General features: G+C 61.2%; 25 protein-coding genes. 8 read left to right on the forward strand and 17 right to left on the reverse strand.

Going from position 1 to position 25247, the window contains the following annotated elements; all coding sequences use genetic code 11:
- The first annotated feature begins 50 nt into the window (after nucleotides 1–50).
- Nucleotides 51–335: an HU family DNA-binding protein gene (locus tag B0G71_RS05875; RefSeq protein ID WP_116140355.1), complete on the forward strand. Its 285-nt coding sequence runs from the start codon at nucleotides 51–53 to the stop codon at nucleotides 333–335.
- Between the two features lie 53 nt (nucleotides 336–388).
- Here B0G71_RS05875 and B0G71_RS05880 read toward each other — a convergent pair whose 3' ends face one another.
- From B0G71_RS05880 to B0G71_RS05890, 3 genes are all read right to left on the reverse strand, one after another.
- Entirely contained in the window at nucleotides 389–1618 is a 1230-nt protein-coding gene (locus B0G71_RS05880) for a hypothetical protein (RefSeq protein WP_116140357.1), read from the reverse strand.
- Nucleotides 1619–2491, reverse strand: a complete 873-nt coding sequence (locus tag B0G71_RS05885; RefSeq protein ID WP_116140359.1) for a hypothetical protein — start codon at nucleotides 2489–2491, stop codon at nucleotides 1619–1621.
- Nucleotides 2492–2771: 280 nt separating this feature from the next.
- Nucleotides 2772–4028 (reverse strand): conjugal transfer protein TraB, encoded by a 1257-nt coding sequence (locus tag B0G71_RS05890; RefSeq protein ID WP_116140361.1) that lies wholly within the window; start codon nucleotides 4026–4028, stop codon nucleotides 2772–2774.
- A gap of 679 nt (nucleotides 4029–4707) precedes the next feature.
- Between B0G71_RS05890 and B0G71_RS05895 the strand changes: the two genes are divergently transcribed.
- Nucleotides 4708–5646: a LysR family transcriptional regulator gene (locus B0G71_RS05895; protein WP_116140363.1), complete on the forward strand. Its 939-nt coding sequence runs from the start codon at nucleotides 4708–4710 to the stop codon at nucleotides 5644–5646.
- 23 nt (nucleotides 5647–5669) lie between these two features.
- Nucleotides 5670–6581, forward strand: coding sequence for an EamA family transporter RarD (rarD, locus tag B0G71_RS05900; RefSeq protein WP_116140365.1), 912 nt, complete (start codon nucleotides 5670–5672; stop codon nucleotides 6579–6581).
- Between the two features lie 409 nt (nucleotides 6582–6990).
- On the opposite strand, the gene B0G71_RS05905 is transcribed toward rarD, so the two are convergent.
- From B0G71_RS05905 to B0G71_RS05950, 10 genes are all read right to left on the reverse strand, one after another.
- Nucleotides 6991–7341: a DUF3085 domain-containing protein gene (locus B0G71_RS05905; protein WP_116148359.1), complete on the reverse strand. Its 351-nt coding sequence runs from the start codon at nucleotides 7339–7341 to the stop codon at nucleotides 6991–6993.
- Between the two features lie 45 nt (nucleotides 7342–7386).
- The gene (locus B0G71_RS05910) at nucleotides 7387–9684 is read right to left on the reverse strand and encodes a DEAD/DEAH box helicase (protein ID WP_116140367.1); all 2298 of its coding nucleotides are present in this window, start codon (nucleotides 9682–9684) and stop codon (nucleotides 7387–7389) included.
- A gap of 119 nt (nucleotides 9685–9803) precedes the next feature.
- Nucleotides 9804–10415 carry a hypothetical protein gene (locus tag B0G71_RS05915; RefSeq protein WP_116140369.1) on the reverse strand — a complete coding sequence of 204 codons (612 nt, stop codon included), beginning with the start codon at nucleotides 10413–10415 and terminating at the stop codon, nucleotides 9804–9806.
- A gap of 290 nt (nucleotides 10416–10705) precedes the next feature.
- On the reverse strand, nucleotides 10706–11158 hold the full coding sequence (locus B0G71_RS05920; RefSeq protein ID WP_116140371.1) for a hypothetical protein: 453 nt from the start codon (nucleotides 11156–11158) through the stop codon (nucleotides 10706–10708).
- A gap of 73 nt (nucleotides 11159–11231) precedes the next feature.
- Nucleotides 11232–12350, reverse strand: a complete 1119-nt coding sequence (locus B0G71_RS05925) for a DUF6094 domain-containing protein (RefSeq protein ID WP_258875498.1) — start codon at nucleotides 12348–12350, stop codon at nucleotides 11232–11234.
- A 53-nt stretch (nucleotides 12351–12403) separates the two neighbouring features.
- The gene (locus tag B0G71_RS05930) at nucleotides 12404–12964 is read right to left on the reverse strand and encodes a DUF3275 family protein (protein ID WP_116140375.1); all 561 of its coding nucleotides are present in this window, start codon (nucleotides 12962–12964) and stop codon (nucleotides 12404–12406) included.
- A gap of 281 nt (nucleotides 12965–13245) precedes the next feature.
- A complete protein-coding gene (locus B0G71_RS05935) occupies nucleotides 13246–13833 on the reverse strand; it encodes a hypothetical protein (protein WP_116140377.1) in 588 nt (195 codons plus the stop codon).
- 90 nt (nucleotides 13834–13923) lie between these two features.
- Entirely contained in the window at nucleotides 13924–14343 is a 420-nt protein-coding gene (locus B0G71_RS05940; RefSeq protein ID WP_116140379.1) for an antirestriction protein, read from the reverse strand.
- 505 nt (nucleotides 14344–14848) lie between these two features.
- Entirely contained in the window at nucleotides 14849–15535 is a 687-nt protein-coding gene (locus B0G71_RS05945) for a DUF3577 domain-containing protein (RefSeq protein WP_116140381.1), read from the reverse strand.
- Between the two features lie 407 nt (nucleotides 15536–15942).
- Entirely contained in the window at nucleotides 15943–16167 is a 225-nt protein-coding gene (locus B0G71_RS05950) for a helix-turn-helix domain-containing protein (RefSeq protein WP_116119537.1), read from the reverse strand.
- Nucleotides 16168–16360: 193 nt separating this feature from the next.
- Between B0G71_RS05950 and B0G71_RS05955 the strand changes: the two genes are divergently transcribed.
- The gene (locus tag B0G71_RS05955; RefSeq protein ID WP_116140382.1) at nucleotides 16361–16780 is read left to right on the forward strand and encodes an ACT domain-containing protein; all 420 of its coding nucleotides are present in this window, start codon (nucleotides 16361–16363) and stop codon (nucleotides 16778–16780) included.
- 36 nt (nucleotides 16781–16816) lie between these two features.
- On the opposite strand, the gene B0G71_RS05960 is transcribed toward B0G71_RS05955, so the two are convergent.
- Both B0G71_RS05960 and B0G71_RS05965 read right to left on the reverse strand, forming a co-directional pair.
- Complete coding sequence (locus B0G71_RS05960; protein WP_116140384.1) at nucleotides 16817–17665, reverse strand: nucleotidyl transferase AbiEii/AbiGii toxin family protein; 849 nt, start codon at nucleotides 17663–17665, stop codon at nucleotides 16817–16819.
- Nucleotides 17666–17696: 31 nt separating this feature from the next.
- Nucleotides 17697–18722: a type IV toxin-antitoxin system AbiEi family antitoxin gene (locus tag B0G71_RS05965; protein WP_116140386.1), complete on the reverse strand. Its 1026-nt coding sequence runs from the start codon at nucleotides 18720–18722 to the stop codon at nucleotides 17697–17699.
- A gap of 624 nt (nucleotides 18723–19346) precedes the next feature.
- Between B0G71_RS05965 and B0G71_RS05975 the strand changes: the two genes are divergently transcribed.
- Both B0G71_RS05975 and B0G71_RS05980 read left to right on the forward strand, forming a co-directional pair.
- Nucleotides 19347–20093, forward strand: coding sequence for an enoyl-CoA hydratase-related protein (locus tag B0G71_RS05975; protein WP_116140388.1), 747 nt, complete (start codon nucleotides 19347–19349; stop codon nucleotides 20091–20093).
- A gap of 79 nt (nucleotides 20094–20172) precedes the next feature.
- The gene (locus B0G71_RS05980) at nucleotides 20173–20640 is read left to right on the forward strand and encodes a MaoC family dehydratase (protein ID WP_116140390.1); all 468 of its coding nucleotides are present in this window, start codon (nucleotides 20173–20175) and stop codon (nucleotides 20638–20640) included.
- Between the two features lie 62 nt (nucleotides 20641–20702).
- On the opposite strand, the gene B0G71_RS05985 is transcribed toward B0G71_RS05980, so the two are convergent.
- Nucleotides 20703–22370, reverse strand: coding sequence for an MFS transporter (locus B0G71_RS05985; RefSeq protein WP_181916722.1), 1668 nt, complete (start codon nucleotides 22368–22370; stop codon nucleotides 20703–20705).
- Between the two features lie 386 nt (nucleotides 22371–22756).
- Entirely contained in the window at nucleotides 22757–23323 is a 567-nt protein-coding gene (locus B0G71_RS05990) for a TetR/AcrR family transcriptional regulator (RefSeq protein WP_116140393.1), read from the reverse strand.
- 150 nt (nucleotides 23324–23473) lie between these two features.
- On the opposite strand from B0G71_RS05990, the gene B0G71_RS05995 reads away from it, so the two are divergent.
- On the forward strand, nucleotides 23474–24562 hold the full coding sequence (locus B0G71_RS05995; RefSeq protein WP_116140395.1) for a histidine kinase: 1089 nt from the start codon (nucleotides 23474–23476) through the stop codon (nucleotides 24560–24562).
- The gene (locus B0G71_RS06000; protein WP_116140397.1) at nucleotides 24559–25191 is read left to right on the forward strand and encodes a response regulator transcription factor; all 633 of its coding nucleotides are present in this window, start codon (nucleotides 24559–24561) and stop codon (nucleotides 25189–25191) included. Before B0G71_RS05995 ends, B0G71_RS06000 begins: the two co-directional genes overlap by 4 nt.
- The last annotated feature ends 56 nt before the right edge of the window (nucleotides 25192–25247 follow it).

Here is a 25247-nt window from a genome sequence, read left to right on the forward strand (position 1 = left end):
ACCACGCAATATCGTGCCGTCTTATTTTTGCATTGACAGAAGGAAAATTCATGAACAGGCAGGAACTGATTGATGCCATCGCGTCAGCAACGGGCTCGAGCAAGGCCATCGCGGGCGAGGCCATCGATGCTTTTATCGGCGCGATCAAGGAGGCGGTGGTCAAGGGTGATAGCGTGCAACTGATCGGATTTGGCTCGTTCAGTCAGAGCAAGCGTGCGGCGCGCACGGGCCGCAATCCGGCGACCGGTGAGGAGATCAGCATCGCTGCCGCGAAAACGGTGAAGTTCACCGCAGGCAGGGGATTCAAGGACGCGGTCAACGGCGGCGGGCGTTAGGAGAGTTATCCCATACCGGGTTACCTGGACGACGGTTGCTTCGCCGGGTGCCGCTACCGCATATGCGGCGCGAGCACCTTGCCGACGAATGCAGAGGTTGCACCCGGCCCGAACAGTTCCCGAAGTCGTGCGTTGAGAACATCGCGGGAAGCGCCGCTCGCACAGGCCGCGTCGGTAAGCGCCGCGTAGGCATCGAGCACATCTGCCGCCGTGATCTCGTATCCGGCGCCGGCGTCGATCCAGCGCAGAGCGGCCATGCCGCAGGTCATCGCGAACGCCGGCTGCCGCTGCACGAACTCCCATGCTGCCCGAATCAGGGTACGCGGATCGGTCGGGCTGGTCTGGATGAACGACGTCGCGAGATCGAAGAGTCCCGCGTCCTTCGCGGCCGCAAACCATTTGCCTTCCGAGCCAGGCTCGTTTTCGATCAGGTCCTGCAGGATTGCTGCCTGCGATCGCCCGGGATACTTCCTCGCGATCGCACGGAAGGTCGCGAGGTACGTCCCTGAGCGGTTAGCCGCGAGCGCATACCGCCGGTAGGCCTCGTCCGTCATGCCGCGGGCGAGCAGGATCGTCTCGCAGGCGAGGGCGATCGCACTTTCCGGCGCATGGGCGTCACGCGACTGCTCGGCGTAACGCAGCGCCTCTTCGGGTCGGCCGAGTGCCACGAGCGCCTTTACACCCCATTGCCGGTACTCCCACCATGTCATGCGCTCCGAGTCGACCAGTGCAAGCAGTTCGTCGAACCGGTGCGCGACGTAAAGCGCACTCATGCACGCGGTAGTCCCGACTAAAAATCCACCCTGGCTGTCGGGGCCGACCACATGCGCTGTGATGGGCAGCAGCCTGTCCGCCCATGCGGATGCCATCTCTGGCGTCACAGCAAGTTCTCCCCGCACATCGGCAAGGCGTTCGATATACGGCATCTGGTTTTCCTGCAGTGCCTCAAAGAGACGTTCCAGCCACGCCTGTCTGATTGTGGTATCAACCGTGGCTGCGGCAATCAGGGGAGCCAGTGTATCGATGGCATGATTGACTGCGGTGCCCATCGCGCCGGACGAACTGTCGACCTGTTCCAGTGCCGGAGACAGTTTTTCGAGCAGGAGCACTGCGCCTTCGGCGGCAAGGATGGCGTCGGAGCGCGCCACCTGCCGGATCTCGACGACCGCTTCCTTCAGCCGCTGGATCGGCAGCGCTGATTTCCAGCCGAAGGCGTTACGCCGGAAACGGGCGACGAAGGGCCATCGATGTGAGCTCGTGTGTGACATCCCGGTTTTCAGCATTCAGCGCGTTTTCATGTAGTGCCGGTAGAGCGCATCGTGCAGGTCACGCAGATCGCGGCGGCTCTCCATCAATTCGTGGTGACGGCCTTCGCGCTCGAGCGCGAGCAGCCGAAGCACGAGTCTTGCTGCCCGTTCGGGGGCGGTATCACGGCAGGGTTGCGCCTGCTTCAGCAGTGGTGCGAGGCTGGTTTTATCGATCAGTACCCAGGCGGGAAACCACGCGAGATCGGCGACATCGCCGCTTCCTTCAAAGGACGCATCGAATGCCCTGCGCAGCGTATCCAGCAAACTGTCCTCAAGATGGCGGAGCAGGCCATCGAAACGGATGGGTGCAAGCCACGCGAGTTCGGCCAGAAGCGGCCAGGTGGCATCGAGACCATCGAGCCGGTATCGGCATTCGGCCATCCACATCAGTGGTGCGGGAATGCGTCGCCAGGATTCGATGCGCATGACGGCGGCTTCAGCGGCTTTCCAGTCGCCCGTATGCAGGTAGAGCGCGGCGCCGTGCGCATTGGGCTGGGCCGCACGGAACGCCAGATCCGCGGCGCGTTGCGCGAGTTCCTTCCAGAACGGCGCAAGCCAGGCGATGGCGGCCCGTTCGCCCATCAGCTGGTTCGCCGAGGGTCGGACGCGGGTCAGTAGCGTCTCCCGCGCGCCAAGCGCGGCGTCATGGTTCGCAAAGGGTAGGCTGCAACGCGCTTCGAGGGCGGTCACGAGCGTGTCAAGCGCCACGAGTGCCGCATCGTCCGGATATTCATGCCCGAGGGTCTGCAGCGCGCGGCGGGCGCCGGAGGCATCGTGGCGTTGCAATGCCGACAGGACATCGTTGCGCAGCATCACATCACGGCTGTCGTCAAAAATATCGAGTTGCATGGGTCGGACTTAAAAGAGCTGGTCGCCAGGACTCACAAGGTTATGCCACTTCACTACGCTTCTCAACGGGCGTCCGTCTTCAAGGATGGACTCGATAACGGCGCGTTGGCCGCTCGCCTCGGCAACCACGCGCACCATCCTGTTCCGGTAGCGCATCAGCGCACCGATCGACGGGCAAACGGGGCGCTTTCGTCTCCGGTCTGCTTTCGGCATTGCTGCATCAGGACAACGGGAGCGGGAACGTGGCGAATTATCCCACGCCTGCCCAGACCAACGGCGGCTACCGGTTCACCGCACGCAGCAATGGCACACCGGACAGTCGGGCGATTGCGGCGACGCCCTGGCGCTGGATCTGTGCGAGCGCGAGGTCGGAATCGAACCAGCTGTTGGACAGGCTGACGAGCACATCGGGCGAATGCAGCAGGATGCGCCAGTGCGGCCACCACAATAGGTCTTCGTAGCAGATCGAGAAGGCCACGCTCTTGCCTGCGACCATGACGTATGGCTGGCTGAGACTTCCGCGGATCGCGCTGATGGCCGCACCGGGGCGCCACAGTGCCGCCGGCACCGGCTGGCGACTATCCAGGCGGCCGTGGTCCGCGCCGACGACGACAGCGCTGTCGGTATACCGGAGCGGCGTACCGGACGCGGCCAGGTCCATGCCGACGATCAATGTTCGCCTGGCCGCGGCGAACACCTTGATATCGTCACGCCACCAGTAGCCCATCGCCGGGCGCCACAGCCCCACGATTTCCTCGGGAAGGACCACAACGGTGCCGCCTTCGCTGAACGCACGCTGTGCGATCATCTGGACCTGTTGCGTCCGGGCATAGAGCGACGCGTAGCTGGACTGATCGAACCGGCCAAGGTGTGTGTCGAGTGCTGTCCACCGGGACGGTACAACTGGCGCGCTCGCCACACCGCGCGCGAGAAGGGATAGGATCACCAGCACCGTTGCAACCTGTCGGGCGAAGCGACCGCGTGAGACGGAGGCTGCGCACGCAGTGGCGGTGATGCCGAGCACCAGGCCTGGCGCCTTCCAACCTGGAAACAGGGTGCTGGCGACATATGCCGGCGATAACCATCCAATGATCCCGAGTGGTGGTACGGTCACGAGCACCGTCGCGACGGCGGCGCACAAGGCGTGGCGTGCGGCGCTTGCGTCCGACTCAGGTTTGAGCACGGCCCACGGGGTCGCCAGCACGCACGCCTGCGCGATCCAGAACAAGAAGCCGAGCATCAGCGCATCGGGGCGCGTCAGATCTCCATAGCCGGAAAAGAAGCGCATGCACACGAGGGGAATATCCCGTGCGCCAGCAAGGTAATAGCCGATCCAGATCGCGAGCGCCGAGATACGTCTACGCACACGCGACCATACGGCCGGCAGGAGCAGCAGGAGCACCTGCCAGTGCCCCGGGTACCATGTGGCGAGCGCCACGAGTGCGCCGGTGGCGATCAACGCCATGCATGCGAGGCTGCGTGGGAGAGACCGGACAGGAGCCCGCGTCGATCGAAGAAGTGGAGGCAGCGCAAACATGGGTCCAGAGGGAGGCAGAAGTTAGCGGCACGGTCGATGCCGGCCGGGCTTTCCCAGTGATGCGCGCGCTGCACTGTCGAGCATAGGACAGCTTTTTCGTTCGCGCTACGTCGAGAGATCAGCGTCGGGAGAAAAGACACCAACACAAAAAGCTCTTCGCTGAATAGCGGGGAACGCAAAGAGAACTGTCGGCCAGAAGGCGATCTTCGCCCGACGCGTCGCGAGGACGTTCAGACGGCAACTTCACCGCGCGGTCATCCGATCGCTGGATGCCGGCTTCGTGTCGTCGGCCATTGCAGACGCTCAGCTACCGCCCGTCATCGGGCGGCTGCACGGTGCTAACCAGCCGTTCGCCCGAGCCGGTTCCGGAGCGGGCGACTCTCAGATCGGCGAACGGGTACTTACGGCCAATCAGGGACGCCCGGCGCCCGTTATCCTACGGCCGCTTTCGAAGTGTTAGCTGACATCCCTGCGGTGCGCCCCCGCAAGTCTCCAGGCTTCCCCGCCATTCGCTGCGGAATTGCTGCATCATGTGCAGCAATTAACTGCACGTATCCCGCTTGATGCACGAGTCCGACTTTCCCATAATTTGACGCAACGAAAGGTCATCGGGAGACGGTCGGACGCGTCGATCACGAAATCAGCGCAATCGATCTTGTTCAACCTTTCGGACGGACCAATGGAATACGCCAATATTTTCGATAACCGTCACTCTGACGAAATCGCAGCCTTCCTTGCGGTGGCAAAGCAAGGAAGCTTCGTTGCAGCCGGGCAGCTTTTGAACCGCCACCCGACCGTGCTTTCGAAGCGGATAGCCGCGATGGAAGCACGACTTGGCGTCCGATTGATGGAGCGATCGACGCGACATGTTCGATTGACCCAGGTTGGACTAGATATGGCGTCGCGTCTTCAAATGGCAATGGCGATGATCAGTGATGCAGAGCGGCAGGCGGCAAGCGAATCTGCCGACGTCCGAGGTATTTTGAGACTGGCGCTCCCTGCTTCGATGGGGCGTCGATGGATTGCACCGATACTGCCAGAGTTTATGGAGACGTATCCGGCAGTAAAAGTGGTTGCTGAGTTTGATGAACGATTTGTGGATCTGATACGCGAAGGGTTCGACGCAGCTATACGTATCGGTGAGCTTGCAGACAGCCGACTGGTAGCAAAAAAACTAAGCACGCATCGCCGGATTCTGGGCGCTGCACCGTCCTATGTCAAAAGGCGAGGCCACCCCGCAGGACCGGCCGATTTGATAAATCACAATTGCCTTCGCTTTAGCGGATTCACATCATTCCCGGAATGGAAGCTGGTTCGTGGAGAGGAGCGATACACCTGTCCTGTCGACGGAAGTTTAACGACTAACGATAGCGATACGTTGCTAGCAGCCGCCGTTTCGGGAACAGGAATTGTCGGCGCGGGGGAGTGGCTTATGAATCAGGACATATCGCAAGGGCGACTGGTCCGCGTCCTGCCGGATTGGGAACTGGATTCAGCGGGAGACATATCTTTTGTCCGGCCTTCCGCCAAATATGAAGCAGCACCGGTGTCTGCCTTCAAAAGCTGGATCGAAAGCCGATTCAGGCACGGAGCACCGTGGGATTTTCCCCTGCGATGACGAGCCTTAAATAGGAGAACGACGTGTTGAAAGGTGTAGCTTTGTCCATCACGGCCACAAGCCTCTTTGCGGGTTTGTACTATTACGCTACGTTGCTGCACCCGCTTACGGGCGAAATGATATTTGGCTGGCGGATGGTTCTCATGATGCCTTGCATAACCGTTTTCTTGATTGCAACTGGCGAATGGAGAAAGGTCAAGGCGTTGTGTTTGCGGATCAGAAAAAGTCCTCAGCTATTCCTTTACCTTGTGCTGAGCAGCGCGCTTCTCGGAAGCCAGCAATGGCTGTTCATGTGGGCTCCCCTTAATGGCCAAGCGCTTAATGTCTCCATGGGCTACTTCCTGCTTCCATTGGTGATGCTGTTTGTTGGCCGCTACTTCTACAAAGAGAGACTGAGCGGTATGCAGAAGCTCGCGGCCGCATCCGCAGCCATCGGCGTCGCTAATGAATTTTATCAAGTTGGCGGTGTATCCTGGACATCGCTCTTTGTCTGTCTCGGGTTCCCTGCATATTTCGCTCTGCGGCGCAGGCTGAATACGGCTCATCTTGGCGGTCTCTGGTTTGACGTCACGCTAACCTTGCCCGCTGCGTTCTGCTTTGTCTGCCGCACGCCACACGATGCTTTCTCTACCGCCCCGCACCTGAGCGTTTTGCTTTGCTTGCTCGCTATCATCAGTGCTGCCGCTTTTATGGCCTATACGGTTGCGAACCGGCTGCTTCCATTCGGGCTGTTCGGATTGCTGGGGTATGTTGAGCCAGTTCTGATGGTGATGGCCTCCTTGATGCTTGGTGAGCGAATCCATGCGGAACAGTGGTTAACGTATATTCCGATCTGGATCGCGGTCTTGCTTCTCGCTGCCGAAGGTGGGATCAACCTGGCTGGCTTCAAACTGAAACGCCGTGCCCTTGCAGGATCGCCGTGCGACTGTAACTAAAGTGAAGCGCTCAACCAGCGGTCCAAATCTAGCCCGCGAACGGCCGCTTCCTAATGAGCATTCGACACTCCAAAAGCGTGGCGAGTGGCCGTTCGGGGTCGGTAGTACGCATTCGCTGGCAGTAAGCGCCGCGCTTGAGGTTGCGCCCGCTCGAACGGCAGGAAGTCGACTTGAAGCTGCCCGATGCAGGGCGAGACGTGAACGTCGGCAAACGGCCGAATTCCAGTCTCGCAGTGCGAGTCAACAAACGTTCGTAGTATCTTGGAGGCCGACCTAGATGTCGCGCCGCGTCGACCGGCCGCAGTGGGTAGAGCAGCGGCATCCACGGAAATCTGCGATGAACCGAAAAAAAGCGCCGGTCCCGGAAGGGATCAGGCGCTTTGAATGGGAGCGAAAAGGAGGCAGACCTTCAGGGCCGCGGAGCGACAGCGTTGATGTAGAGATAACCGGCATCGGCTTCGATCTGGAGATCGAAGCCTTCGTCGATTACGCGTTCAAAGACCGCATCGTTGTGGTCAAGATACTCGGCGCAATCATCGCCGCCGAATTCTGCACGGGCGCGCTCCCACCAGTCGTCGAATGGCACCGTATCGGGATTGCATTCGACGGCCCACGCGATGATGCTGCGTCGGCCGTTTTCTATTTCGCCTTTCTCCGAGAGCATGTAGACGCCGCGATCCTTGACCAGCAAGATTCGACATTGCAGTGTGCGGGCTTCGCAGATGACGGGATGCAGATCCGCTGCAACGAAGTGGATCATGATGGGTTCCTCCATGAGGGGATGGGTTATTAAATGAGGTTCCCGCTATTCCTGATTTACCAGTTGCCGCGCGAGCGCAACTTCGATGCTCTCTCCGCCCTGATTGAGAATGTCGAGACCGGACTCGGGCATGTCGCCCGACGTGGATTGCGAGACGGCAATCTTCTGTCCCATCAGCTTCAGACACCGCATCTGCGTTGTGGCCTCGTAAGCGAGAAATCGCACGGTGACGTCATGCGTCTGACCGATACGCCAGCTCCGGCGTGCAGCCTGTTGAAGCGTGTAGGTGTTAAAGCCCGACTGAAGAAATGCAATCGTCGGGAATTCAAGAAGATCGAGGCCGGTTTTGACCAGTTCCGGATTTGTGATGATGACGTCGGCGCCACGCTCCAGCTGGTCGGCGACCCAGTCCTCACGCTTTTCCGCAGGCACACTCGCACGAAGCACAGATGCCCTGACACCGACCGCATCGAGAAGATTCTTCAGTCGCACCGACGTGTCGCGCGTGCCGGTATAGGTCGTATAGACCAGCGTGCGCCGGTAGTTCAGCAGTTCGCCGCGGACGAGTCGCAGCAGCGCTTCTTCCTTGGGACCGGGTTGATCGTCGCGCAGTAATGCAGGCACGCTGGCCAGGATCCGCTTCGTCCGAGGGTGACGCACGATTTCAGGACGGAAACAACATTCTGGCCACGCGAGGAGCGCATTGAGCACCACGCCGAGCAGACTCTTGTCGCCGCAGCGTAACGCCGCGCGCAATTCTGATGTCAGTGTCGATTCGAGCAAGCGATACGCTGCCGCCATTTCCTCAGTCAGCGCGACTGGCAGCAGGGATTCGTCATAGGGCGGCAGGACGTTCTGGCCAATTTGCGAGAGCTTCAGGAAGGCTGTATACGGCACGACGTACCGCATGATGCCCTTGGGGCCGAAGCCCGGACCTTTCACCGTCGAAACGCTCTTGCGGTCGCCTTTCGCAGTTCGGTGCGAGCCTTCGTCGACCTGCTTGTGGATGTCGATGAGCACGCCGTGCTCGCGCATGAACGCCATTGTCGCGGCCGCCATCGAGCCGTTGCTGTTGTAGTTAAACCCATCGTCGATCAGCATGGTCGGGTTCAGACGATAGAGCAGGTGATAGAGGTCGTCGGCGTAGCCGCCCATCAACGTCCCCGTGAGCAGCAACGTTTTCGACGCCTTCCGGGCGAGTACGCCCATTGCCTGGCCCTGGGCGGAGTTTTCGTTCTTGTATTCGTGGCCTTCATCGGCGATGAGCAAACCGAAGTAGCCCTGTGGCAGATACCGTTTAACGAACTCTGAGGCTTGATATCCGCCCTGCCCGAATGAGATTTCGGTATGGGCGAGCGCGCGTTCCATACGCTTGGCCTGTCGGTCCGAGAACACGAGTTCACCGCTGTCGTCCATCAGGTTGATGAACTCGTACAAGTTATCCTGCAGCATGTCAGCCAGCATCGATTCGCCAAACCGGGAGAGCAGGCGTTCGGCGGTTTTCTCGCCGACGGTCGGCATCTGTAGCAGCGCTCCCTTCACCAGCTCGCGCATCGACCGCGTGCCCTGGCCTTTCGGTGCCAGGGTCCACAGGCGTTCGCCGCAACTGCACGCGCGACGCTTCTCGTTGAGCGCGGGCCGAGCCTGGGTGGGTGTCAGCGGATTGCCATCTTCGTCGCACACGAACTCGCCGCAGGCAGGGCAGCAGGCAAACACGCGCGTGATTGCGTCAGTCTCCATATCGAGCGTTGCGACGCGGCGCGCGAAGGCAGGCTTCCAGTCGAATCCCATGCGCATGCGCACACGGCCAAGAATGAAAAACTCGGGTACCGTTGGCCTCGAACGCATGATACGGAGCTGCAGGAGCTTGCGCAGTGTGTCCGGGCCATTGAGGATCCAGACGCGTGCACCCGGCACCGTCGTTCTGATTTCGCGGCGCCACTTGTATACGAGATGGGGCGGCGCGATGACGAGCGTGCGCGGATAGCCGCAATGGTGGAGCAGGACGGCAACGCCGATGCCCATCAGCGTCTTACCGGTACCCATTTCGGCATTGATGACACCGCCCGGTGCGTGTTGCGTCAACAGGGTCGTGATCGCGTGAATGACTTCCCGTTGCGCCGGGAACGGTTGTCGCGACAGTTCGTCGAGCAGTGCGTCCCATCGTGAGGGGCGCTGCCCATCGTAGATCGAGGGGTTTTGCTGGCGAACGGCGTCGAGCAGTCCGGCGCCAAAGTTCGAGATGAAGTCCGGCAGGGCGATCACGTCGACGGCGTTGTCGTCGGCGGTGATGTCGTCGTGTTCGGCATCGCCGTCGGCGACGGCGGATTGCAGATCTTCCATGATGTGTCTCCAGAAGCGCGGGCCACGCGCCCCCGGGACGGGGCGCAGGTCCCGCCGGTGGGGAAAATTGAAGGAGGGCCGCTCATGACTTCAGGGGCGGTCGGCTCAGCGCAGGCGGGTTAGTCGATTGCGAGCGCACCGCTGCGGACGAAGCTGGAAATCGCTTCAGTGAACGGATCAGGGAGCGCGATCCGGAATGCGTCGAGGCGTCCGACGGGTGCATAGGGTGTCTCGCCGAGCCTGCTGACCAGACGGTCACCGAGTTCGGCGAGGACCAGGGAGCGCCAGTGCGGCAGCAGCGGTATCGGACTGAGCTGTTCAATCAGCGACCACACGCGTGCTTCCAGCGACGCCTCGTCGTGCGCCTGCGTCTCACGGTCAACCAGCAGCCATGCCGAGCCGGTGGCTTTTGACGGTGTCAGCAGCGACTCGTCGTAGATCCACGTATGCACGAGGTTGCCGAAGAGGTTGTCCTTCGACAGACGACCGCTGTATTTGTCCAGCCGCCGCGGATCGCCGATAGGTACGGCGGCGATCGTCTGGCTGCTGTCGGGAGTGATGAGCGTGATCTGACGGATGCCGCCCTCCTGGACGCCCAGATGTAGTGAGGCGTAAAGCTGCTGAACGGCGCCATCGCGACCGAATACGGACACGAAGGCGAGCTCGCCATCGGGTGCACGCACGCAGGCATCGATGAAGATGTCCTGCAGTTCCTTGATGGGATATAGCATGGGGTGCTCCAGCGTGAATGCCCGGCGCACCCACCGGGCGCTGACCCGGGTGGGTTAAGGAAAATTCCGGGGCGTCCGCGAGGGAGCCGCCGCTGCGCAGACGAAGGCGCCGGAAAGATGCGGCTGGGGTACGGCTGAAGGTGTCGCGTCACGGGCGACAACGGGTCTGCTACCGGCAGACCAGCGGGAAAACGTGCAGCGCGAAGCGCTTTCCTTGAGCGTCCCGGTGAACGGTCGGGGAAAGCGCCCTGGAGACAGGGCGCACAGAGGTGTAGAAGGAACGGCCGCGGTCAACAGTCAGTCAGCGTTCCGAGCAAGGCGCGAAGTTCACGGACCTGTCCGGCCGTGAGAGTCATCGACACCACAGCTTCGGGATGCCAGGTCTCGATCGCTGCTGCTTGAGGCAACCGTTCGTCGATGAGTCGTGCGATCGCGAGGAGTTGGTGTGCGGCTGCGTGCAGTCGCACAGCACGGACCGAGACGTCGGGGGGCGGCCATGCCGTGACGCCCGTCGCATCGAAACTGAGGACCTGTCCGTCGAGTTCCTCATAGTCGTCGTAGAGCAGCGGCATGTTCGGCGCGTCATCCCACAACGTACCGGCGTCGAATGCCGCACGCGCAATGGCGCAGGCCGCCTCGGCGCCGGCGGCCCGGATGCCGACGACGACCCGGTGCGTGTGGTCGAGGCTATAGCCGACCAGGTAAGCAGACAGTGGCTGGTTCGTGGGGCTTGTATCAGTCATGATTCGGGTGTCCTTGCAGGCGGAACCTGCCCCTGCGGGGCAAGGCCCCGTGGGGTTGAAGACGTGACCCGCACTAGCGGATCGTGACAACGCGGCCGAGATTCGGGCCGGGCGTGAAGTCAATGCCCGCGATCGTGGGAACGAACCGGTCGCGCATCAGGATCGTGGTCCGGATATCGCCCTTGTCCGTTTCCTCGATCTGGACTTCCTGCTCTTTCTGTTTGATGGTGTCGCCGCGGATGAGCAGACGTGTGCCATCAACGCCGGTAACCACACCGGTAATCTGGCCGGCCGCAAGCGCGAGGGCGAGGTGCCAGTCGGACAGGTCACGTAGGGGACGGCGAGGCGTGACCGCCTTTGCTCCGAACATCGCAGCGAACTGCGGCCAGAGCGTGGCGTGCTGCAGGCGTTGCAGTTCGTGCTCAAGCTGCGGCGCATCGATCCGTGTGGACATGAAGACCTGTTCACCGGCGGCCGATGGAATGCAATACGGCTGTGCCGTCCAGACCTCCGGCTGTTCAGGTGGCAGTTCGCCGTCGCTGATGCGGGCGAGACGTGCGGCGAGGGCAGTGTCGACACCATCCGCCCGACGCTTGACGCCGAAGAGGACGAGCTGTTTGAACGTCTGGTCGGGCGCGAGAAACACTTCGACGCGTGTGAAATTACGGGCGATCATCGTGGCGAACTCGCGGTCCATCACGTAGTACGGCACGATCAGCACGAGCACGCCACCGAACGCGAGCCAGGGAACCGCCTTCAGATAGAAGAGCTTCTCCAGACGGTCCGGCTGACGCTCGCCAGTCTGGGCCTTGTCCGATACGACGTCCCCATACGGCGGGTTCAGGAACAGGAGTCCCATGCTGCGGGCGGTGATGAACATGTCCTGGATGTCGGTGTGTGCCACGGTCTCCAGGACATCCTTCGCGTGCCATGCACGCTCGCGGTCATACTCGACGCCAAATGCGCGGATCGCATCAGGTGTTGCGGACTGCCTTCCCAGTGCTTCCTTTAGCCCGTACAGCGCGGCGCCTTCGCCGCAACATGGATCGAGCAACCGTACGGGGCGGTCTGGATCGGCCAGCGCGAGTGCCGGGATGATCCGTCCGAGCGTGACGGCATCGGTCGGAAAGTAGCCGTTTTTCACGAAATTTCGGGCGAGGCGGGGAAAGATCAAAGCCATGTCGATCTCCAACGAATCTTGGCGTGCCGTTGCCGGAAGGCCCGGCACGCCGCAAGTGGAAGGAATCAGGCTTTCAGCCAGGTCTGGCTGGAGGCCTGGAAGGCGTAACCGAATGCGCGAAGCTGGTCGCGTTGCTGACGGAACACGCCGCGCTCGACGGTTGGATCGAGCTTCACTGGTTGGCCGGCGACAATCGCATCGGCCAGCTCGGTTCCGAACAGGTCGGGCAGGTAGAGCTCGCCAGAATCGCCTTCGGTTTGCGCGGGGGATGGCCCCTGGTCAGCATGGGCGGGGGCTGCGGCACTGGGTATGCGTTCCTCGTCGGCCGGATCCGGCTCGGTCGAGGACGGTGCCTGACCGGTCTCGCTGAACGGCTCATCGTTGTCGAGCTGCACATCGGCGAGCCTCGCGCGGATCTCGACCGTGACCTTGCCGTACCACACGTAGCTGTGCGGATAGATCCTGTCGATCAGGAAGGTACCGGTATAGGCGCCAGGCTCGAACTGCTCGAGCACCTTGTCCTTGACCTTGAATTCGCCGACAGACGTGGTCAGTTCGCCGACCTGGAACGGGCCGTTGCTGCCCTTGATGGTGCGCACGTCGAGCGTGCCGGAAAGAGAGATCATGATGCCTCCACGCGGTGAGGCGGAACCATCCCTCGCGGGCATGTAGTCCCGCCGGTTTGGAAAGTCGTATGCGAATTGATTCCGTCTGGCCGTACGCCGGGCAGGCAGCGGCGCAGACAGGAAGGCGCCGGAAAAACTGCAGCTATCGCCTCACGTGGTGACGTACGGTTCTGCAGGTGGCGCGGTGCGTCTATCCCGAGGCGGGTGCGATGCCCCGCGGGGAATCCACCGTTGATTCGGCGCAGGCGAAAGAATGACGTGATGCGGCAACAGGGCTCTGGTCACACGCGCCGTTGTGAGCGAAGGTCGCGACCGATGACGGTACGCACCGAGCTGATAATGAAGACTGTCCAGTCGGCGAAATACCGTCCGTCGAAAACGATCGCGCCCGCGTTCAGCACGAGCTGGATCGGCATCGTGATCCTGCCGGTAGGCGTCTGCCCGTCGCGTCCAGACACGTGCTCCATGTCGGGGAAGAACCGATAACCCTCGAACGGATCGAGGAATTCGAGCTTGAGGTCGCGGGCCTCGACGGTGTGGCAATAACGCAGCCGGCCGATCAGCGGTCCATCAAACCCTGTAACGAGCGGGGACCCAAGCGGATCGTCGCGTCCATTGAAGAGCCCGAGGTAGAGGCCGTCGGGAAGATCGACGCTCTGCACCGTATAGCGCGGCAATGTGCGCCCGTCGCGGCACTGAAAAACCTGCTGCGACGGATGGACGTCATCATCGGGCTGATTGGCAGCATGAAGCTGTGATGCTGGTCTTTGTTGGAAGCCGTTCTCGCGTGGCAGTGACCCGTGGCGCGTACTCGTATCGAAGCCGCTGATAGCGGGGCGGGAAGGGGTGATGGAAGTGCAGATTGACATCGTTGTCTCCGGGAATGTTGCGGAGACGCGCCCTGCGGGCTGCGTTCCGCAAGACGTGAAAGGTAGGCTGGGCGTCAGTCCATCAGCCCGTCAATCGACTGCCGCGAAGATCTCGCGCGCCTCAGGGTGAGATGGGACGAAGGCGAGCAGCCTGTGATAGAGCTCCGTGAAATGCGGGTCTTCTGTCGACCACGCCATGGCGTTCAGGGCGAAGAGGCTGGCAACAATACCGGCGGCGTCACTGCTCATTTCGCCATCGTATCCGTTGCCGTCGCAGGTGATGGGCAGCGGGCCATCCAGACGAGGCGTCATGTAGAACGCGCCGTTGGACAGCTCGACGTAGTCCCAGAATCCGCCGTGATAGGTCGGGCACAACGACGACATCGCGGTGTAAACAGCGAATTCGGCGCGGATCATATGCTTGCCGAAGTATCGCGGCAGGATTTCCATACGACGGTCCTCGGGCACGATGGTGGCCACGATGCCGTGCGTTTCAGTGGTCTGGTTCATGACATCCTCCGGAAAAGGAGCGGAGGATGGCTGCCCGGGCGGGGAGCGCATTCCCCGCGAGGGTTGAACAAAGGAAGTACCTGAGAGCGGGGAAGCGAGCTGTTCCGGACCCGGCATCATCGCGACGCGGGTACAGCCGTGCAGACAATGGCACCGGAAGAGGGCTGTGAAGGTGTCGCCTGACGCGGCGACAGACGGACCTGCAACTGGCAGGTCGGCAGTGAACACGTCATGCGTCATTGGCCCTCATTGGCACTGGTGGGCAGTGAGGGCCAATGACGCATGACGCCTGGCAGTTAACCCCTGCCAGGCGCGTGTCCGGGCCGGAACGATCGGTCCGGCGCAAACGGCACGGCGTAGTGGGGCCACCGTGGACCCGGTCGACGATCTGCGGGACGGTACCGGCTTTCCGGAGCGGGCTCGATGAGTGTCGCTCTGGAAAACCGGCAGTCCGGTAATGCGCGAGAGGAAGCCCCCGCACGAGGCGGGGACCGAGGGGCGCCGGTCATTCGGCGTTGGCGGACGGCCGACGGGAACTCCCGTTCGCATAACGGCGCAGCGGCGGATAGCGGTTGCTGCGTGCGTGGGTGCGTTCGGCCGTGCGGTCGGCCGCTGCCGCATCGTTGCTTGAGGCTCCGATGTCGCGGCTGTTGGCCGGTTCGTCCGCAGAAGGCGTATCGCGGGGATCGCAATCGCCCGTCGACGGTCCATTCCCGTTGACGGTCTCCGAGGAAGTGTCGGCGCCTGCTTCAGCGTCGTCGTCTTCACGGTCGCTTTCGTCACGATAGACTTCCTGGCCGTCGACCTTGATCCAGAAAAGCTTGAGCAGACGCCCCTTGAGGACAGCGCCGGTCTCGCCCGCGCGGTTGCCGGTACGCTCGAACGTACGGATGTAATGATCACCAGCGCGGAAGGAGACGAGGACTTTCACGTCCGGATCGTTGGCGTCGTTCATCACGGCGCGCACAGCTTCCTTCGCCTTCTCGCCCGAGACGATCAGGTCCAGCGGAAGATACACGACGCCATTCTCGACGTTCGGATCGCCGTGAAACGCCGAGATGGCGCAGGCGAGGAAGGGCCTGGCCTTGCTGCGGCCATTGCCTCTGGCCGTAACATCGCGGACACGGGACAGATGCCCGAGGCCGCGCAGATGAAGGTCGAAATACTTGCGGGGTTCGACAGACTGATTCATGACGATTCTCCAGAACGAAAAAGAGGAATCGCCACGGCCCGTGTCGGGGAATGACAATTCCCCAGACGGGCAAGAAAGGAAAGCATCCGGTCAAAAGACCTGCGGTGGTCCAGACAGTGGGACGAAGCGAACCGCGAAAAGTGTCGCACGAGCGACGGTACTGCGAAGGATGCTGGACGGGCTCCAGCGGGCAACTTCAATCGCGAATCATAGTCGGCGATACCAAAAAATCAAGGCGGTTTGCCGGATCATTTCTGTTCGCTATTCAAATGAATTTGACGGGATTGAACTTGATCTCCCGATGCGTCACGATGTCTCACAAGCGAAAACTTGGCAGGTCGACGGATGTGCCGGCGCTCTGATTGCAGAAAGTGGGTGGGATTGCATAGCAAGCCAATCACGCAATGTCACGTGAGCTCATCAAAATCCAGCATGGAAGCGGGAGAAACGCCGAGTGTGGCGGCAAGCACGCAGATGTTATAGAGGGCGATATTGCGCTGGCCCCGTTCGATCCCGCCAACATACGACCGGGCGAGGCCACTTTCGAGCGCAAGGCGCTCCTGTGACCAGCCGCGCGCCTTGCGAAGCTCGACCAGGCGTTTCCCAAACAGGGTAAGGGGGTCGTACTGCATCGACATCTCGATCGGAAAGATATCGAAGCGTACGTATTTGACCTGTTTGAGGCCACGCTCTATCATGACACGCACTATGAGTGACAATTTTGCATGTCGGTCGCAATGGTTTTGATATTCGACGTGGGTACGGCTCGCGATGCAGCGGCCGGTGAACCTGCCCGATTGACCCTCTTCTCGTACAGGAAGCGCAGTGAGCCAACCCGTCTCGGATCTTGCTCAGCTGCTGGCGTCGATGCAGCCAGAGCTGAATGAAGGCGCCTATGTTTTTTCGTCCGTGCACGCAGACAGGGACGTGTCGCAGCTCGCTCCCCTGGCGACGTTTCGTGAGCGCGAGGGGCTAACCGTCATCATCGATGAACCGACGGCGCTGCGCGAAGGGTTACCGGTTCTTTTCCGGGCAGCCTGGATCACGCTGAACGTCCATTCCGACCTGGAGGCTGTGGGACTCACGGCTGCAGTGGCTGAAGCGCTGACCAGGGCCTGCATCAGTTGCAACGTGGTTGCTGCCGCATTTCACGATCACATTTTTGTGCCCGTGGAGCGCGCGCGGGATGCGCTTGCTCAGTTGACGGACCTCCAGGCGCGGGCAGGACAGGGCGTGCCGGGTTAGCCGGCACCGGTCGGGAATGTTTCCTGCCCCGGTCGGTCAGGTTCCGCTTCCTCGCTGAACCGCCTCGACAAATTCCTGGCGAAACGCGTCAAAGAGCTTGCTGATCCGTTCAGCCGTATCGCCGCCGAAAATCCGTGCGCGGCTTGCCATCATGTGCGTCATTATCAGCGGCGACGGATCGTCCGGCGCAATGACCGCGAGGATCTGGTCGTGCACTTCGGGCGTGACGATACCCGCCATGTCGCGGCCGAGGAGGGCCGCGCCGCCGATATCGGGATCGTGCTCGTGCCGTTCGATCAGGTCGAAGGCGTCGTCGGCATACAGCCTCTCGAGATTTCCTGCCTCGCCGTACCATGCCAGCAGGAAAAGCAGATCGGTTGCGTCCTTGCGATCGACCGCGTGACGATCTTTCCAGGCGATGATCTTGAGCATTGCCTGCGCCGGAAGGGAAGCGACAGGCACCACGAGATCGGCATCCATGCGTACCGGCACAGCGGCCTGCAGCGCCTGCTCGAAGCCGGCGACGTTCATGCGGATGACCTGATCGGGCGGCCAGACAATTTCGCCGCCATCGTCTGCGATGCCCCCGAACGGTACGATATCGAGCCAGGTTCTGGCGCCGGTCTCAGGGGCCTGATAGTGCAGCCGGTGGGTTGCACTGCCTCGCTGCTCGAAGTGGCCGGACGTGAGCAGCGCCGTTCTCAGTGTTGCATGGCCGGCCCAGCTTCCGATGGCGATGCCGATGTCAACGTCTGCAGTGGCTCGTGTCGGTTCGATATCGTGGACGTGCGTTAGCACGATGTCGCGTGCGCTCGCCCCACCGACAAACCACGGGATGCCCTTTTCGGAAGCGGCGGCAGCTACTTCACGCAAAAGGGCTACCATTGCGGCTGGAAAAGGGCGATGGGGGCGAGGTTCAAGAGGGGAGATATTGTTCACGCACTAACCGGGCCGTTTCGAGATTGCGCGAGTCGCCACTCGCCACGAGATCAGCGTAGACGAGCAGGGGCGGCGCGATGTTTTGCGGAAGTCCAGCCGCAGGCTGGAGCTGGATCGGGGACCTCAGGAATTCAATGTTGCCGTTGCGATCAGGCCGCAGGCGAGCCTTCGCGATCCACTCCCTCGGGACCTCGCTGGCACAGTATACGGTGAAGGTGGCTGGTTTCAGGTATTGCGTAAGGATGGCTGCTGCCGGCTCTCCACCAAACTGGCACCGGCCGGGAAGCTCGGGAACGTTTCTCCACCAGTCGGGGATGTCGGTGCGGAAGTGGCCGAGCTGAAGTGATCCACGCAACAGTGTCGGGTACAACGTGGTCCATTCATCGATGAGCCGGCCTGCATCGGCGAACTGCATGCCGTGCCCGCCGGGCTGCTCGATGAGGTCGCGCCGGTCCAGCATGCCGTGAATGGCATTCTGGACCGTTCCGTGGCTGACGCCGGCAACCTGGGCGATATCCCGGTAGGTTTTTTCCATCAGTGAAGGGACGGCGAGCAGGGCGAGCGCGACGCGCAGTGTCGATCTGGTCCAGGTCGGTCTGCGTGCCTGCGGGCTGCTGTCCGTGCGTGGGCGTCCAGACACGAGAATGACGCTGTCGCCTAGAAGAAGACTGGCGTTGCCGGCCAGGTCGAGCGCATCAACCTGCATGTCGCGGCACGCGTTAATCATGTTAGGGGATAGATATGATGTCACGAGCAGGAGCCGGTCACCGTCGCCCGGCGCGGCCTGCGCGCGGACAGCGGCCAAGGTGCCGTAGCGATCGATCGTCCGCTTGACATGCGCGAGGCGTTTGTAGCGGCGGGTGCCGACATGGAACTCCAGTACTGCATCCGCGCCGGATCGGGGTGGCGCCTTGCGCAGATGGACAGGAACGCCGGTCGCATCGCCGAACGCGGTGGCGGCAGCTTCCAGCAGAGGAGGCAGATCGTGGTCGGCCGGATGCATGGCAAGGTCGCGGTTGTCTAAGTTTATTCATTGTACACGTTACGTGGACAGTCTGACGTTTTGGATGAGATCGGTTTTGTCCGAGAATATTACTCGTCCACGTACCGTGGACAGGCGCGAATTTTGGACGAGAGGCCCTTTCTATTGGGATGGCTCGTCACGAGGATTGACGCTGCAGGCAGGGACGCCTTTTGCCGCCAGGGTTGAAGTAACCGGCGTTTGCTCCGATGGCCGAGCTAGCCGGAAGTGTGAGCGAACGTCGCTGATCGACCCCGAAGCGGTCGCCCACGGCAGGCGAATTAAAGGGCTGTTTTTGAGGGCAGAACGGACGTCTGGCCTCTACGCTTCGTTGCTCTTTTCGTGGTGGCGTTCGGTTTGAGTGCTAAGTACGCACCGAACGTCGAGAGAGGCAGCTTCAGAATAATCCGACATTTAACGTAGACCATTCCTACATTCACGGGTGGCAGTGACGTGCCACACTCGTTTGGGCCTGCCACACGAGTCGAGTTTGGGCGCTAAAAACTGGCGTGTTTCCCTGTGTTTCGATGTCGTGGCGCGTGCAAGGCACTCGCCGCGGCGGCGACCGTCGCCCCGCATCCGACGGACATCGATAAAGCCCTACCCATGAAATTCGTTCACGCTGAATATACGGATGGCATTCTCATCCTCAAACTGAATCGACCAGGTAAGAAGAATGCCCTGACGCAAAATATGTATCTGCGCCTCGCACTCGCGCTTGAAGATGCGAACAGCGACGATCAGATACGCGCCGTTCTACTCCAAGGTTCGTCGGCGGTGTTCACCAGCGGCAACGACATCGCCGACTTTGCCGACGACGGAAGCGGCACCGAAAAGCGTGCATCGGAACGCTTCATGCGCGCCGTAATGCAACTGGAGAAGCCGCTTGTTGCTGGAGTCTGCGGCTACGCGGTTGGTATCGGTGCAACCATGCTGCTGCATTGTGATTACGTCGTCGCGTCGGTGGATGTGCGTATCCGTTTTCCGTTCGTCGATCTGGGTCTGTGTCCCGAGTTCGCCTCGACGCTGCTTTTGCCGCTAGTCGTCGGCCGAGCCAAAGCCAACGAATGGATGTTAATCGGCGCGACCATTCAGGCGGCCGAGGCGCTCGCTGCTGGACTCGTCAATCAGGTCCTGCCAAACGATCAGGTGCTCGACGACGCGGGCAGCGTCGCGCGAGCGCTTGCTAAAAAGCCGGCCGAAGCGTTGGCGCAGACTCGCCGCCTGCTGAAGTCCGCACAACGCGACATCATGGCCGCGCGCGTTGACGAAGAGCGGGAGATATTTCGTACGCTGCGCGACACTCCCGACGCCCAGCGAATCTTTCGCGATTTTCTGTCGCGTCCCCGTTAGGCATTGGCGTGCCGGCACGACGTGGGGATAAGTTAATTGGTAATGCTATCCATTATTCGGAGCGATAAGGAGACTATAGGTGAAGACAATATCGACATTGCAGGACCTCGAAGCGCTAGTCGGCGAGACATTGCAGAGCGACGGCTGGATCACAGTGACGCAGGAGGACATCGATCTGTTCGCGCGTGCTACAGGCGATTATCAATGGATACACACCGACCCCGAACGCGCGCGTCGCGAGTCGCCCTTCGGCGTTGCAGTGGCGCACGGCTTTCTGACACTTTCGTTGCTGCCTGCACTGATGGCGAAAACGATCAAGGTGAACGACGTGCGAATGGGCGTCAACTACGGGCTGAATCGTGTGCGATTCACCGCACCGGTGCCGATCGAATCGCGTGTCCGGTTGCACGCGACACTGCGGAGCATCGAAGCTGCCGATTCGGTCGGCGGGAAGAACGTGACGCTCACGTGGTCGGTTTCGGTGGAAGTGCAGGGGGCCGAAAAGCCTGCCTGCGTTGCTGAGACCCTCAGCCGGCTGTATTTCTAGCTACTCAGGACGGTGGAGGCGCGAGCGGATTAAACGCGCCTTGACCCACTCGGTTTTCGTGATCAGACAATGGGCTCACATGTTGCGCAATCGCCAGAACGCATCCTGCGTTCGGCTTCGGGCAACAGACGTGCAGCGCGGTAATAGAAAACCAGCGACGCTGGTATCAGGATCAGTGCGCCGAGCATACCCACGCGAAGATCGCCGGTTACGTCGCCCGCCAGACCAACGCAATAGGGGCCGATTCCCAGCCCGATCAGATTGATGACGAGCCATTGGACGGCGATGGCCGTGCCTCGCAGGCGCGGAGCGACCAGCCCCTGAACGGTCGCTGACGCCGCACCAAACCACACAGTGCCGGTAAGTTGCGCTCCAAAGAAAGCCGCAAAAAAGGCGTTCTTATTGGGCGCAAAAAGCTCGATCGCGTATAGCACGCCACTGCATGTCGCGGCCGCCATAGCGAGCCACAACCGGCCGGCTGCGGTGTGTCGCGCAAGCGCATCGGCAGCGATGCCGCCCAACGTGGTACCCAGAAAACCCGACAGCGCAATCAGCGCGCCGAAGGTGAGGGCGTCTTGCGGCCGAAGGCCAAAATAGCGGACGCCATAGATGAATGTGAACCCGGCGACGGCGTAGTTCACGGTGTTTTGAAGTGCTGCTGCCAGTATCGTCACGCGCACAACCCGCGCGCGCAGGATCTGTGCGGTGGCAAGTGCATCACGCCGGGCGAGGTCACGCAGCCAGCAGTACGCGGCATAGACGCCGAAAGCGACGGCGGACCACTGAACAAGATGGGTTGTCACAGCGATAGGGCCAATGTGCCCCCAGGCGCCATGTCCTTTTTCTGCGACGAAGCTTTCGGTCACCGCAGTCAAAATCGCAGCTGCGGCCGTGCAGCTGGCAAGCACGGCCAGGTTTTGCGCGACATCTTTCGTTGAGCGAGCAGCGCGCCACGCGGCCGCGATGCTGAATGGAGGCGTCATTCTGGCGATGTCACCAGCGACGGCACGCGCGACAGCTGCGAATGATGTGATGCCTTCGACACCGCCCGCCCAGACGCGGCGTGGCTCGCGTACAGTGAACAACAGCACAAGGGCGAGCAGGATGCCAGGAAGGCCGAGCGTCAGAAACGTCACCTTCCACGCTGAAAAGTCCAGCGGCGCGCTACCGGCCGCCTGAAGCTTGCGCCAGCCGTTCAGGGTAAGCGCTGCGACGGCGCCCGCGAGCCCGGAGCCAATGAAGATCCCACTTGAATAGACTGCGATGGCCGTCGCGCGCCTTCTTTCGGAGAAATAGTCTTGCAGCAGGGAGAACGCGCTGGGAGTCGCGCTCGCTTCGCCAATGCCCACGCCGATGCGAGCGAGCGCGAGTCCCACGAATCCGGAGGTGAGGCCTGAAAGGCCTGTCATCAGGGACCAGACGGCCAGACCGAGCGACAGGGTGCGAACGCGATCCCAACTGTCGGCAAAGCGCGCGAGGGGCAGACCCATCACGGCATAGAACAGGGCGAAACAGGTGCCGTAGAGCAGGCCGATTTGCGCGTCGCCGATCCGCAGATCGGCTTTGATATACGGCGCGAGGATTGTGAGGATCTGCCGATCGAGAAAATTGAAGACATAGACAACGGTGAGGATGCCAAGAACGTACAGGCTGCGCCGACGGGAATGCCCCATCGCACCGGAACGCGACTGCGTGCGTGCGCCGGCCATGGGCGATGTTTCAGAACTCATTCGATGTCTCCGTTGGTGTTGTGGTAAGCGTCTTTCCTGGAATGGAAGACCACTCCAGAATAGGACGCACTGATTTTCGGAGGCTGTCATCGTTGTCTTGAGTTCGTGTCGGATATTTCCTATTCGTATTGCTAATTAAGTGTATTAGCCGGTACTCGACCGGCCAGACAATGTCAGAAGGGATATCGTCCACTCCCGACCGTCGGAATGGTTTTCCGGGGCGATTCGAACCTCAAGCCTGCGCCGCTGGCGCACCGCTTCGCGGCCTCGGGCTTGACCTTCTCCTCGCCCCGGGAAGGCAGCTATCAAGTCGGGAATGACGAAATAAACTGACGATGTCTGTCGAGTCAAATCCTGCTGTCTACAAATTAAGATATTCCGGCCAATCAGTGTTCGCCCGGCAGCGCGAGCAAAGCCTGCTTCGCAGCTGCGAGCACGGCGTCAGAACGTTTCTCGTCGACCAACACGCGTGACACCACCAGCGCGCCAATCAGCGCACTCACCGCGAAAAGCGCCTGGCTTTCGTCTTCGGTGCCCATCGACGCTCCAAGATTCTCGACAAACCTTTCGATGCGCGCCGACATTTCCTCGCGTGCCGCTTCATCGGCGCGCGCGACATCGCCAGCCAGCGCCGCAATCGCACACCCTGAGGCACGCGCGTCGCGATGTTTGCGGCTCAAATAGCCTCGGATCGTTGCGCTATATTCGTGAGGGCCTTTACCGCTTTTCGCATCGAAAGCGGCCTTGCCATCGTCCAGGGCCCGCACGAGCGCGTGTAGCAGCAGATCGGTGCGCGAATCGAAATGGCCGTAGAACCCCCCGTGGGTGAGGTTGGCGCTGTTCATCAGCTTCCCGACGCTGACCGATTCCAGTCCCTGTTCCCTGATCTGATTCGCTGCGAGCTCAAGAATGCGTTCTCTGCTGCGGGCCTTGTCCGCCTGTGAGTGCCCCATAGCGTCTCCGGGTTTGATCTATTGACATTCTGCATTATGGTCGTCATTCTTTAGCATGACAATCGTCATGCTAAAAGCCGTGCCGGATCGATCGTCGGGCAGGAATCGTGCATAAAATCGGGCGCGGCTAGAGTCGATCCGGAGGGATTCATGGACGAACCGACTATTGAACTGGACGACTACGAGGTTCCCTTCAAAGGTATCGTCGAGCAATCCATCGCAGGCATCTACATTCTCCAGGACGGGCGCTTTCGCTATGTCAATGAGACGTTCGCGCATATGTGCGGACTGCGGCGCGACCAACTGATAGGCGCGCGGCTGGGTGATGTAGCCAACCCCGCGCAGCGCGCGGCGTTGTTATCCCAGTACGAACGCAAGATCAATAGCAGGGGGCCGTCTGAACGTTTTATCATCCGGCGCACCTTGCCAAGTCGGCCCGGCTGCTTCGAAATACACGGCACGCGCGTGATGTTCCATGGACGCCCGGCTATCGTCGGCGTGGGGATCGATATTACGGAACAGGAGCGGCAGCGCACAGAACTGGTCGACGCGGGGCGCCGGTTGAGAGAACTCGTCTCGAATGCCAACAGCGTGCGTGAAAAAGAGCGCAATCGCGTCGCACGCGAACTGCACGACGTCGTCGGAGGCATGCTCACGGCGTTGAAATTCGACCTTTCCCGGTTGGCGAGGGGAATTGACGCGGCACAGGACCGCGGTGCGCTAGGTGCGACTGCTGTGCAGGCGTTACAACTGGCTCAGGAAACCATTGAGGCGGTACGCGGCATTTCCGAAGGGTTGCGCCCTGGGGCGCTCGACCATCTTGGCCTGAACGACACGCTTGCGCTGGAGGTGAGCCTCTTCGAGCAGCGCTATGGTATCGTCGCCCGCTTTTGCAGCAGCGGGTGCGCGTTCGGACTCGATCGCGACACCGAAATCGGCATCTACCGCATTTTCCAGGAGGCAATGACCAACGTCGCGCGGCACGCACACGCGACTGAAGTCACCGTCGATCTCGGCTGGCGGTCCGATGGCGTCACGCTGGAGATTGCGGATAACGGGCTCGGTTTCGGGGGCGACGATCAGGATCTGGAGGGCCACCACGGTCTGCTGGGTATGCAGGAGCGCGCGCGAGAATTGAACGGCATTCTGCTGCTGGGCACGGGGCCGAGATCGGGTGCGAGCATCAAGCTCGACATGCCGGTGCGGTGCGAAGACATTCTGGAGGAGATAGGCGAATGATCCGACTTTTGCTCGTTGATGACCACACCATTTTTCGCGAAGGCCTCAAGCGCCTGCTTGCCGAACAACATGAGTTCGACGTGGTGGCCGAAGCGAGCGACGCGTCCGAGGCAATGGGCCGGCTGCGCGAACAGCCTGTCGACGTCGCGCTGCTCGATGTGAATATGCCCGGGCGCAGCGGACTCGATATGCTGCCGTCTCTGCGAGCGGAATGGCCGTCCATGCCAGTTATCGTGCTGAGCATGTACCCGGCTGATCAATACGCAAGGCGGGCGTTCCAGGGCGGCGCATCGGGCTATGTCACAAAGGACATGGACGCCATGGAGTTGGTCGATTCGATCCGTGGCGTCGCTAAAGGCGGGCGTTACGTGACCGCAGCAGTAGCCAACTGCCTGATCGACGGTTTTGGCCGACCGTCCGAAGCGGCCACTCACCAGCAGCTGTCGTCGCGTGAGTACGAAATCATGCTGCTAATCGTGCGTGGCGTCCGGCTCACCGAGATTGGACGGCAGATGTTTCTGAGCGTGAAGACGGTTAGCACGTATCGCACGCGCGTGCTCAGGAAGCTTGGTGTATCGAGTAATGCCGAGCTGGCCCGCTACGCGCTCCAGCATCGACTGATCGACTGATCGGTCCTTCGGCGCATCTTGTGCGCTCGAGCTTCAGAAAACGCTGACACGCCATA

The organism is Paraburkholderia sp. BL27I4N3, assembly GCF_003386115.1.
GTDB lineage: Bacteria > Pseudomonadota > Gammaproteobacteria > Burkholderiales > Burkholderiaceae > Paraburkholderia.